At 69.0% G+C, this 10,611-nt stretch carries 9 protein-coding genes; 4 read left to right on the top strand and 5 right to left on the bottom strand.

The annotated features are described in order from the left end of the window. A partial coding sequence (locus tag O3Q52_RS39560) for a citrate/2-methylcitrate synthase (protein WP_269653403.1) occupies nucleotides 1-970 on the bottom strand: 970 nt, incomplete at its 3' end. 98 nt (nucleotides 971-1,068) lie between these two features. Here O3Q52_RS39560 and O3Q52_RS39565 point away from each other — a divergent pair. After that, nucleotides 1,069-2,235: a citrate synthase/methylcitrate synthase gene (locus O3Q52_RS39565; protein WP_269653404.1), complete on the top strand. Its 1,167-nt coding sequence runs from the start codon at nucleotides 1,069-1,071 to the stop codon at nucleotides 2,233-2,235. Here the strand turns inward: O3Q52_RS39565 and O3Q52_RS39570 are convergent, their stop codons facing one another. The 3 genes from O3Q52_RS39570 to O3Q52_RS39580 all read right to left on the bottom strand — a co-directional run bounded on the left by O3Q52_RS39570 (nucleotide 2,236) and on the right by O3Q52_RS39580 (nucleotide 4,220). Further along, a complete protein-coding gene (locus O3Q52_RS39570; RefSeq protein WP_269653405.1) occupies nucleotides 2,236-2,916 on the bottom strand; it encodes a DUF6082 family protein in 681 nt (226 codons plus the stop codon). A 222-nt stretch (nucleotides 2,917-3,138) separates the two neighbouring features. Next, nucleotides 3,139-3,375: a hypothetical protein gene (locus tag O3Q52_RS39575; RefSeq protein ID WP_266494761.1), complete on the bottom strand. Its 237-nt coding sequence runs from the start codon at nucleotides 3,373-3,375 to the stop codon at nucleotides 3,139-3,141. A 341-nt stretch (nucleotides 3,376-3,716) separates the two neighbouring features. Next, nucleotides 3,717-4,220 (bottom strand): DUF6082 family protein, encoded by a 504-nt coding sequence (locus O3Q52_RS39580; RefSeq protein WP_269653406.1) that lies wholly within the window; start codon nucleotides 4,218-4,220, stop codon nucleotides 3,717-3,719. 322 nt (nucleotides 4,221-4,542) lie between these two features. Here O3Q52_RS39580 and O3Q52_RS39585 point away from each other — a divergent pair, with 322 nt between their 5' ends. Then, on the top strand, nucleotides 4,543-5,727 hold the full coding sequence (locus O3Q52_RS39585) for a GTP-binding protein (RefSeq protein WP_269653407.1): 1,185 nt from the start codon (nucleotides 4,543-4,545) through the stop codon (nucleotides 5,725-5,727). On the opposite strand, the gene O3Q52_RS39590 is transcribed toward O3Q52_RS39585, so the two are convergent. Then, nucleotides 5,724-8,174 carry a DNA topoisomerase (ATP-hydrolyzing) subunit A gene (locus O3Q52_RS39590; RefSeq protein ID WP_269653408.1) on the bottom strand — a complete coding sequence of 817 codons (2,451 nt, stop codon included), beginning with the start codon at nucleotides 8,172-8,174 and terminating at the stop codon, nucleotides 5,724-5,726. The two genes, O3Q52_RS39585 and O3Q52_RS39590, sit on opposite strands and share 4 nt — an antisense overlap. 373 nt (nucleotides 8,175-8,547) lie before the next feature. Here O3Q52_RS39590 and O3Q52_RS39595 point away from each other — a divergent pair, with 373 nt between their 5' ends. Together O3Q52_RS39595 and O3Q52_RS39600 are read left to right on the top strand one after the other, a co-directional pair. After that, nucleotides 8,548-9,909: a pitrilysin family protein gene (locus O3Q52_RS39595; RefSeq protein ID WP_269653409.1), complete on the top strand. Its 1,362-nt coding sequence runs from the start codon at nucleotides 8,548-8,550 to the stop codon at nucleotides 9,907-9,909. Next, nucleotides 9,906-10,611: pitrilysin family protein (locus O3Q52_RS39600; protein WP_269653410.1), on the top strand; the 706-nt coding region annotated here is incomplete at its 3' end. The genes O3Q52_RS39595 and O3Q52_RS39600, both read left to right, overlap by 4 nt.

The raw sequence follows: 10,611 nt of genomic DNA on the forward strand, positions 1-10,611 counted from the left end.
CGAACAGCGCGCGCGCGCGTGGGTCCTCGCCGGGGTAGATGCGGTGACCCAGCCCGGGGACGCGGCGCCCGGCCCGCAGCTCGTCCGCGACCACCGGTGCCGCCGTACCCCGGTCCAGGACGTCGAGCAGCATCCGGTGCGCCAGGCCGCTGGCCGCTCCGTGCAACGGGCCTTCGAGGACGCCGAGGCCCGCCGAGACGGCGGCGTACGCGTGGGCACGGGCCGAGGCGGCGACTCGGACGGCCAGCGTCGAGGCGGCCAGGTCGTGGTCGACGAGCAGTGCGAGTGCGGTGTCCAGGGCGCGCAGGGACGCCTCATCGGGTTCGCGGCCGCTGAGCCGGGCCCACAGGCGGTGTGCGAGCGAGCTGTCGTCCCGATGGCCGTGACTCTTGGGGGGCAGGGCGTCGACGAGCGTCGGGATCAGCGTGCGGGCCGTGCCGAGCACGGCCTGTTCGGAGAGGTCGAAGCGCAGCGGGTCGGCGGACGCCGCGGCGATGGCCGCGACGCGGAGCCGGTCCGTCGGGCCGGTGTGCTCGGGCAGCGCGTCGACGGCACGGCGGGCGACGGCGACGGACGCCTCCGGTGCTGTGAACGTGGCGCCCGGGCGAAGGGCGCCCGTCCACAGCCACTCGGCGACCTCTTCGTAGGAGTGGCGCGCGGCCAGTTCGGTCGCGTCTACCCCTCGGAAGTAGTACCGGTCCTTGTCGATCAACGTGATCCGGGTGCGCACGGAGAGCGTGCCGGCGGCCGGTGAACTCCCGGCCGGTTCACGCCTGTTGCGACGCGCGAGCGCCTCCACCTCCTTCGCGTCGAAGGTGCTGCCCCGGCCGCCTGTGCTGCGTCGGCTGCCGAGCTGGCCGCGGCTCACATACGCGTAGACCGTCTCGGGCTTCACCCCGAGCAGTTCGGCGGCTTCCTTGGTGCTGATCCGCCGAGCTTCGTGCGCGAGGGCCGGTTCTTGATCCGTCATGGGCATCACCGTATCTATGCAGTCTGAGTATTGATTCAATCAATATTGACAGGTCTTGAGTCAAGCATGGACAGTCGAATCAAGTCCAGGGAGGAAACATGCCGATCAACCGGGCCGCGACCGCCTCTGTCGACGTACCGCGAGGACTCGCGGGCGTCGTTGTCACCGACACCGTGCTGGGTGACGTCAGGGGGATCGAAGGGTTCTACCACTACCGCCAGTACTCGGCCGTCGACCTCGCACGGACCCGCGGCTTCGAGGACGTGTGGCATCTGCTGGTACACGGTGAACTGCCGGACGCGGCACAGCGTTCCGCCTTTGCCGCGCGGACGGCGGAACTGCGGCGGCTGCCGGCGGAGGTGCGGGCCGTGCTGCCCGCGATCTCCGCGGCAAGTGGGAGGTCAGGGGCGCTTGCCGGGATGCGCACCGCGTTGTCGTTGCTCGGTGCGGCGCGGGGGTTCCGCCCGGTGTACGACATTGACACCGAGCAGCGCCGAGCGGACGCGCTCGCCGCGTCGGCGGCCGTGCCGACGTTGCTGACGGCGCTCCACCGGCTCGGGCAGGGACTCGAACCGATCGAGCCGCGTGACGATCTGCCCTACGCCGCCAACTACCTCTACATGCTGACGGGTTCGGAACCGGACGCGGACCGGGCGAGGGCGGTCGAGCAGTACCTGATCTCGACCATTGACCATGGATTCAATGCATCAACATTCACGGCTCGTGTGATCACGTCGACGGGGGCGGACGTGGCGGCCTGTCTCGTCGGCGCGGTGGGAGCCCTCTCCGGTCCGCTCCACGGGGGCGCCCCGAGTCGGGCCCTGGACACCCTCGACGCGATCGGGACTCTCGACCGCATCGACTCCTGGATCCGTGAACGGGTCCTCGCCGGCGATCGCATCATGGGCTTCGGCCACCCCGTCTACCGCACCGAGGACCCCCGTTCGCGCATGCTCCGCGGGATCGCCCAGCAGTTCGGCGGCCCCCTGGTCGACATCGCGGTCGAGGTCGAACGCCAGGTGGAGGCGATCCTCGCGGAGCTCAAGCCCGGCCGCGAACTCCACACGAACGTGGAGTTCTACGCGGGCGTCGTCATGGAACTCTGCGGCCTGCCACGCGAGATGTTCACACCTACGTTCGCCGCGGCCCGCGTCGTCGGCTGGAGCGCCAACATCCTCGAACAGGCGGAGGACCCGAAGATCATCCGGCCGGCGGCGCGGTATGTGGGGCCGGTTCCGCCGGTTGCGGTGCCCGCGGTGGCCTAGTCATGGCGTGGAGGGAGGCGGCTCGTGGCGAAGATCGGAGACGGCTTGCTCGAAGAGCTGGGCCAGTTGGGCTTCTGGGCTGTTTGGTGAAAGGCGGCTTCTCGCGGACCGAGTTGAGTCCCAGTAGTGGCGGAACGCCGGGTTTCGAAGCAGGCCATGGGCATGCGCCAGTAGGTCTGCGTCCGAGTACGACCCCCAGCTACGGGCCAGCACGAAGTGACTGAAGACCAGGTTGGCGAAGAGATGCTGGCGCACTGTCGGCTCCGGTTCGTCGTGGTGGGTGGTCCACACGGCAGCCAGAGCAGGATCCGCCATCGCCATCTGCGTGAGTTGTACGTGCAGGCTGCGCATGTCCGCCTCCGCGCTTCGGCGCAGCTCGTTGCGGGATGCTGCCAACTCTTCCCGCTGCAGGGCCAGTTCGGTGCGCTGTAGCCGCAGTTCCAGTTGCTGGTACAGGAGCGCTGTGACCAGGAGGAGGAGAGCTATTCCCGAGAAGATCGCGCTGACAGCACCGAAGTAGCCACCGAGGGCACTTCGCTCCACAGCGTTCCCCCGGCTGCCGTTCGCCTGCTCGACACCGTCGATCAGCCAGCCACTGACAACTATCGACGCTGCGCCTACGAGGCCGATCGCGAGTATGGCGGCGACCAGCCATGTGCAGAATCTGGCCCTGAGCCCCATGCAGTACTACCTGCCATCGTGCCCCCTCCAGCGTCCACGAGATGCTTCCCCGCGCTCGGGGAGGAGAATCGGGAGGCAGGCCGTGACACGTGAAGGCCCGGCATCGTGTCGATGCCGGGCCGAAGTGTCCAACCGCATGGGTGGGGTGCGAGATGGATCTCGTTCTTGACGTTCTTTGTCGCTTCTGCGTCGACTGAGGTGAAGCCGCTAGGGCCCGCGACCTCAAGCGTCGGGAATGTCCGCCTTCGCGCGCACCAGGGTGTCGCGTGTGATGATCACGATCCGCTCGTAGTCTGCTCGTGCGGCGTCGGGCGGGAGCTCAGGGTCGAGTTCCTTGGTGGCCTCTCGTCCGATGACAGCGAAACTGCCATCGCTGAGCTCGAAGATGTCGGGGCACGACTGACCAGTGGCGCTTCCGCGCTCGCGTGGTGAAGCCCCGACACGTCGCACGATTTTCACGGATAAATACCAGCCTCTAGCTCGGGTAGTGGACGTTCTCCGAGCTGAAAGGGGTTCCTCGGAGCGTGTTGACTCCGCGATTGATGGTCGTCGGAGGCGGTGTGTCTCCGAGCGCGGGGTGTCCGTCGGAGCGCCCAGAGTGGGCAGGCGATACATTATTCGGTTTCTGATGCTTGTGGGGCCCGAAACCGCGCACGAGTCGGGTGAACTTCCCCTGCTTCCCTTGACGGCAGATGGTGCTGGGACGATAAGAGCGTGTTGGGGGTATTATTGGCGCGCGGCAGGTGTGAGCGGTGCGCGCGGGTTCCGTACGGCTTGAGAGGGTGCCGTGCGCCGACAGCTCAGGAGGATCCTTCGGGTGGCTCCCCCACAACCCACCACTCGTCGGTGTCCGAATCGGCCTGCTCCTGTATCAAGTCTTCCATCATCTGGCCCAGTTCGGCCTCTTCCGACGAGTCCGGCAGGCTCTCTCGGTGGTGCTGAGTAGCCGCCCAATACTCCTGAAATACTCTGTTCTGGCACATAATCCGGAAATGTCCGTGGAGTTCTCGCTGGGTCAGGGCGCCGATGCGGTGAAAGTACAGGGCGTTGACATAGAGGGCATTCGCGAAGAGGTACTGCCGTTGCTTTTCGGGGGTGACGTCGCTGTCGTACGTGTTGAGGACCGCGGCGAGTGCGGGATCGTCCATGGCTTTGCAGAGCAGGTCGAAATGGAGTCGGTGCTGTTCGGTGAGGGCGGCGCGCTTGCGGTGCCGGTTCCCCGCGACCGCGACGGCGCCCGCCGCAGACGCGAGCCTCGCCCGGGCGGCGGAGAGCCGCCCCTTCCACAAACTCTGTGTGACCATGTCAACCCCCGAATCAGGCGACCGTCCGCCGGTCGTCGGTGTGGGTCGCCAGGGGGCGGACCGGCGAGCGGTGGGCGGCGCGCTTGCCGTCTCCCAGGGTGCCGAGCGGCTCTGATCGGCAGGGAGGCGGAGAGGAGGCGCACGGAGGGAAGCGCGGGTCGCGCAACTCGGCGCCATGCCAGACGTGTGCCCCGCGAGCGCCGCTAACAATCGTTCACTTCGGGGGCTTTCCACCGGCTCGTATCCTGGGTCGGCATTCGTTTCCCGTCGTGAGAGCCGGTCCGCGAGCCGGTGCACGCATTGGTGTGAGAGAGGTCGCGCGTTGAGTCAGGCGAGCCCCCAGCAGATCCCGGTCATCGTCCTCGCCGGCTTCCTGGGATCCGGCAAGACCACCCTGCTCAACCATCTCCTGCACCGCAGCGGAGGCAGTCGTATCGGAGCGATCGTCAATGACTTCGGTGCCATCGAGATCGATGCGATGGCCGTGGCCGGGGCGCTCGGCGACTCCACCGTCTCTCTGGGCAACGGATGTCTGTGCTGCGCCGTGGACGCCAGTGAGCTCGATGTCTTCCTGGACCGGCTCACTCAGCCCTCCGCCCGAATCGACGTCATCGTCATCGAGGCGAGCGGGCTGGCCGAGCCCCAGGAGCTGGTCAAGATGCTCCTGGCCAGCGAGAACCCGCGCATCGTCTACGGGGGGCTCGTGGAGGTCGTCGACGCCGCGGAGTTCGACGCCACCCGCCAGAAGCATCCCGAGATCGACCGGCACCTCGCCATCGCCGATCTGGTGGTCGTCAACAAGGCGGACCGCGCGCCTGATCCCGACCGTGTGATCGCCCTCGTACGGTCCCTCACCGACCGCGCCGCCGCCGTCGTGCCCGCCTCGTACGGGCGGATCGACCCCGAGTTCCTCTTCGACCGCAGGCCCACGGAGGAGCGCATCGGGCAGCTCTCCTTCGACGACCTGCACCGGAACGAGGAGGGCGAGTCCGATGGTCTTCCCCAGCCCAACGGCCTCCACGACCATCACGGTCTCGACGACGATCACGGTTCCCGCGGCCGTCACGGCCATCTGCACTCCGCCTACGAGTCCCTCGCCTTCACCTTCGAAGTGCCCCTCAGCCCCCGGCGGTTGATGGACTTCCTCGACAGCAGGCCCGAGGGTCTCTACCGCATCAAGGGCTACGTCGACTTCGGTCCCGCCGACCCCCGCAACCGGTACGCCGTGCACGCCGTCGGCCGTTTCCTGCGCTTCTACCCGGAGCCCTGGGCCCCGGGCGAGCGCCTCAGCCAGCTCGTCCTCATCGGCTCGGGCATTGACGCCCTCGCCCTCGGCAAGGAGCTGGAGGCGTGCAAAGAGGACGCCCCACACGCCGACGAGCACAGCATGTGGGGCGTCCTCCGCTACGTACAGGAGCGGGACGGGGAGCAGGAGTCAGAGGCGGCGCGGGACCCGGACGGTCGTGCCCAGGGCGGCGCCGACCTGCCGGGTGCCTACCACGTCTAGACCGGGCCCGCCACCACCGAAACCGTCTTCGCCAGGGAGACGCCCGAGCCGTCCCGTCGCGGGTCCATCTCGGGCAGTTCCGCGGGCGTGCCGTCCTTCTGCGCGGCCCGGGCCGGTGCGGGACCTGCCCACGCGAGGCTCAGGCAGTCCTCGCCCTTCAGGAACCGCTGGCAGCGCACGCCACCCGTGGCGCGGCCCTTGCGAGGGTACTGGTCGAAGGGTGTCAGCTTGGCCGTCGTCTGGACCGAGTCGTCCAGGGTGCCGCGCGAGCCCGCCACCGTGAACACCACCGCGTCCACGGCCGGGTCCACCGCCGTGAACGAGATCACCTTGGTGTTGTCCGTGAGCTTGATGCCCGTCATACCGCCTGCGGGCCGACCCTGGGGGCGGACCTGGGAGGCCTGGTAGCGCAGCAACTGGGCGTCGTCGGTGATGAAGACCAGGTCCTCCTCGCCCGTGCGCAGCTCGGCCGCGCCGACGATCCGGTCACCGTCCTTGAGCGTGATGACCTCCAGCTCCTCCTTGTTGGAGGGATAGTCGGGCACCACGCGCTTGACGACACCCTGTTGCGTGCCGAGGGCGAGCCCCGGCGACGACTCGTCGAGTGTCATCAGACACACGATGTCCTCGTCGCCCTCCAGGGTCAGGAACTCCGAGACCGGCGCGCCTCCCGAGAGGTTGGGCGCCGCCGTGGTGTCCGGCAGCTGCGGGAGGTCGATGACATTGATCCGCAGCAGCCGGCCGGCGGACGTGACCGCGCCGATCTCGCCCTGTGCCGTCGCCGGGACGGCGGAGAGGATCAGGTCGTGCTTGGCGCGCTTGCCGTCGCTCTCCCCGAAGGGGCCACCGTTGGCCGTACGCGCGAGGAGCTTCGTCGACGACAGGAGCACGCGACACGGGTCGTCGGCCACCTGGAGCGGCACGGTCGTGGCGGCGGAACCGGCGGACTCCAGCAGGACCGTACGCCGCTCGGTGCCGAACTTCTTGGCCACCGCGGCCAGTTCGGACGACACCAGCTTGCGCAGCTCGGAGTCCGACTCCAGGATGCCGGTCAGCTCGTCGATCTCGCCGTTGAGCCGGTCGCGCTCGGTCTCCAGCTCGATGCGGTCGAACTTGGTGAGCCGGCGCAGCGGCGTGTCCAGGATGTACTGCGTCTGGACGTCGCTCAGCGAGAAGTGCTCGATCAGGCGCTGCTTGGCCTGCGCGGAGTTCTCACTGGAGCGGATGAGGCGGATGACCTCGTCGATGTCGATCAGGGCCACCAGCAGGCCCTCGACCAGGTGCAGCCGGTCGCGCTTCTTGGTGCGGCGGAACTCGCTGCGGCGGCGCACGACCTCGAAGCGGTGGTCGAGGTACACCTCCAGGAGTTCCTTGAGGCCCAGCGTGAGCGGCTGGCCGTCCACCAGCGCCACGTTGTTGATGCCGAAGGACTCCTCCATCGGCGTCAGCTTGTAGAGCTGCTCCAGGACGGCCTCCGGCACGAAGCCGTTTTTGATCTCGATGACCAGGCGCAGGCCGTGGTTGCGGTCGGTGAGGTCCTTGACGTCGGCGATGCCCTGGAGCTTCTTCGAGCCGACCAGGTCCTTGATCTTGGCGATCACCTTCTCCGGGCCGACCGTGAAGGGCAGCTCGGTGACGACGATGCCCTTGCGGCGCGCCGTCACGTTCTCCACGGCCACCGTCGCGCGGATCTTGAAGGTGCCGCGGCCCGTCTCGTACGCGTCCCTGATGCCGGTGAGGCCCACGATGCGGCCGCCCGTGGGCAGGTCGGGGCCCGGGACGTGCTTCATGAGTGTCTCGAGATCGGCGCCGGGGTGGCGGATCAGGTGACGGGCGGCGGCGATGACCTCGCCGAGGTTGTGCGGCGCCATGTTCGTCGCCATGCCGACCGCGATGCCCGACGAGCCGTTGACCAGGAGGTTCGGGTAGGCAGCAGGGAGGACCGACGGCTCCTGCTCCTGGCCGTCGTAGTTCGGGGAGAAGTCGACCGTGTTCTCGTCGATCGACTCCGTCATCAGGGAGGTCGCGTCGGCCATCCGCGCCTCGGTGTACCGCATGGCGGCCGGCGGGTCGTCGTTGCCCAGCGAACCGAAGTTGCCGTGGCCGTCGACCAGGGGCAACCGCATGGAGAAGGGCTGGGCCAGGCGGACCAGGGCGTCGTAGATCGACGCGTCGCCGTGGGGGTGGAGCTTACCCATGACCTCGCCGACGACGCGGGCGCACTTCACATAGCCGCGGTCGGGACGCAGGCCCATCTCGTTCATCTGGTAGACGATGCGGCGATGCACCGGCTTGAGGCCGTCGCGGGCGTCCGGCAGGGCTCGGGAGTAGATGACCGAGTACGCGTACTCGAGGAAGGAGCCCTGCATCTCGTCGACGACGTCGATGTCGAGGATGCGCTCCTCGAAGTCGTCTGGCGGCGGGGTCTTCGTGCTGCGGCGGGCCATCGCTGCTGCGACTCCTTCACAGTCTCTGCCGGGGCATGAACGGGTTCTGACGGGCTCCATTGTGGACCGGCCCACTGACAACGTGGACCACGACCCGTCCGTACGGGCCTCCTGAGCCGTGTCTCCGGCTGTCCCAACAGGCGTGGCGGGCCGCCTTCTCGGCCTTTTCCACAGGCCTCGGAAGCGGCGAACCCGCGTGCCCGCACAGGGCTTCGGAGGCCGTGCGGCCGCACGAGCGTACGGGCTCCCGGCGCCGCCCGCCTGCTCGCTCTCGGCGTACGCGCCGCGGGAACTTCGCCAGCTGTCCGCGCGCTTGCATACAGTGGCACGACTAGCAGGAATTCAGCAGTTTTCCGCGATCGAAGGGACGTACATGCCCATGGGTCACACGGCCACAGCTGAGGCCGGTTCCGGCGGCCTGACAGCGACCGAGCACCGCCTGGCCAACGGCCTGCGTGTGGTGCTCTCCGAGGACCACCTGACCCCGGTCGCGGCGGTGTGCCTCTGGTACGACGTCGGTTCGCGCCACGAGGTCAAGGGCCGCACCGGACTTGCCCACCTCTTCGAGCACCTGATGTTCCAGGGCTCGGGCCAGGTGAAGGGCAACGGCCACTTCGAACTGGTGCAGGGCGCGGGCGGTTCGCTCAACGGCACGACCAGTTTCGAGCGTACGAACTATTTCGAGACCATGCCCACGCACCAGCTGGAGCTCGCCCTCTGGCTGGAGGCCGACCGTATGGGCTCGCTGCTCGCCGCGCTCGACGACGACTCCATGGAGAACCAGCGGGACGTCGTCAAGAACGAGCGCAGGCAGCGCTACGACAACGTCCCTTATGGCACCGCTTTCGAGAAGCTCACCGCCCTCGCCTACCCGGAGGGCCACCCTTACCACCACACCCCGATCGGGTCGATGGCCGACCTGGACGCGGCCACGCTGGAGGACGCTCGCGCGTTCTTCCGCACCTACTACGCGCCCAGCAACGCCGTTCTGTCGATCGTCGGAGACATCGACCCGGAGCAGACGCTCGCCTGGGTCGAGAAGTACTTCGGCTCGATCGCGGGCCACGACGGCAAGCCCGCCCCGCGCGACGGTTCGCTGCCCGAGACCATCGGTGAGCAGCTGCGCGAGGTCGTCGAGGAGGAGGTCCCGGCCCGCGCGCTGATGGCCGCGTACCGGCTTCCGGAGGACGGCACGCGCGCGTGCGACGCGGCGGACCTGGCCCTGACCGTGCTCGGTGGCGGCGAGTCGTCCCGGCTCTACAACCGGCTCGTACGCCGTGACCGCACCGCCGTCGCGGCCGGGTTCGGCCTGCTGCGTCTCGCGGGAGCGCCCTCCCTGGGGTGGCTCGACGTGAAGACGTCCGGCGACGTCGAGGTGCCGGTGATCGAGACCGCCGTCGACGAGGAGCTCGCCCGGTTCGCCGAGGCGGGCCCCACCGCCGAGGAAATGGAGCGCGCCCAGGCCCAGTTGGAGCGAGAGTGGCTGGACCGTCTCGGCACGGTCGCGGGCCGCGCCGACGAACTGTGCCGGTACGCGGTGCTGTTCGGCGACCCGCAGCTCGCCCTGACGGCCGTCCAGCGCGTCCTCGACGTCACCGCCGAGGAGGTCCAGGAGGTCGCCAAGGCCCGCCTGCGCCCCGACAACCGCGCGGTGCTGGTCTACGAGCCGACCGTCGCCGAAGAGGCCCAAGAGACCGACGCCGCTGACGACACCGACGAGGAGGCGGCCAAGTGACCGAGCTCGCCACGATGGAATTCCACCCGCAGCCCCAGGCCGGCGAGGCCAGGCCCTGGGCCTTCCCGGCCCCCGAGCGCGGCACGCTCGGCAACGGCCTGACGCTGCTGCGCTGCCACCGCCCCGGCCAGCAGGTCGTCGCCGTCGAGATCCTCCTGGCGGCCCCGCTGGAGGCCGAGCCGCAGGGCCTGGACGGCGTCGCCACGATCATGGCGCGTGCCTTCACCGAGGGAACCGACAAGCACTCCGCCGAGGAGTTCGCCGCCGAGCTGGAGCGCTGCGGCGCCACCCTCGACGCGCACGCCGACCACCCCGGCGTCCGGATCAGCCTCGAAGTCCCCGTCTCCCGGCTCCCCAAGGCGCTCGGCCTGCTCGCCGACGCCCTCAGGGCACCCGCCTTCGAGGACAGCGAGATCGAGCGGCTGGTGCGCAACCGGCTCGACGAGATCCCGCACGAGACCGCCAACCCGGCCCGCCGCGCCGCCAAGGAGCTCTCCCGGCAGCTCTTCCCGGCGACCTCGCGCATGTCGCGCCCGCGCCAGGGCACCGAGGAGACGGTCACCGCGATCGACTCGGCGGCCGTCCGCGCCTTCTACGAGAAGCACGTACGCCCCGCCACCGCGACCGCCGTCGTGGTCGGCGACCTCACCGGCGTCGACCTCGACGCGCTGCTCGGGGACACGCTCGGCGCCTGGACCGGAT

It is taken from the genome of Streptomyces sp. ActVer, assembly GCF_027270795.1.
Taxonomy (GTDB): domain Bacteria; phylum Actinomycetota; class Actinomycetes; order Streptomycetales; family Streptomycetaceae; genus Streptomyces; species Streptomyces umbrinus_A.

Coding starts and splice junctions, on each gene's coding strand:
- O3Q52_RS39580 (WP_269653406.1), bottom strand. CDS start 4,220: ATGGTCACACAGAGTTTGTGGAAGGGGCGGCTCTCCGCCGCCCGGGCG.
- O3Q52_RS39570 (WP_269653405.1), bottom strand. CDS start 2,916: ATGGGGCTCAGGGCCAGATTCTGCACATGGCTGGTCGCCGCCATACTC.
- O3Q52_RS39565 (WP_269653404.1), top strand. CDS start 1,069: ATGCCGATCAACCGGGCCGCGACCGCCTCTGTCGACGTACCGCGAGGA.
- O3Q52_RS39590 (WP_269653408.1), bottom strand. CDS start 8,174: ATGGCCCGCCGCAGCACGAAGACCCCGCCGCCAGACGACTTCGAGGAG.
- O3Q52_RS39595 (WP_269653409.1), top strand. CDS start 8,548: ATGCCCATGGGTCACACGGCCACAGCTGAGGCCGGTTCCGGCGGCCTG.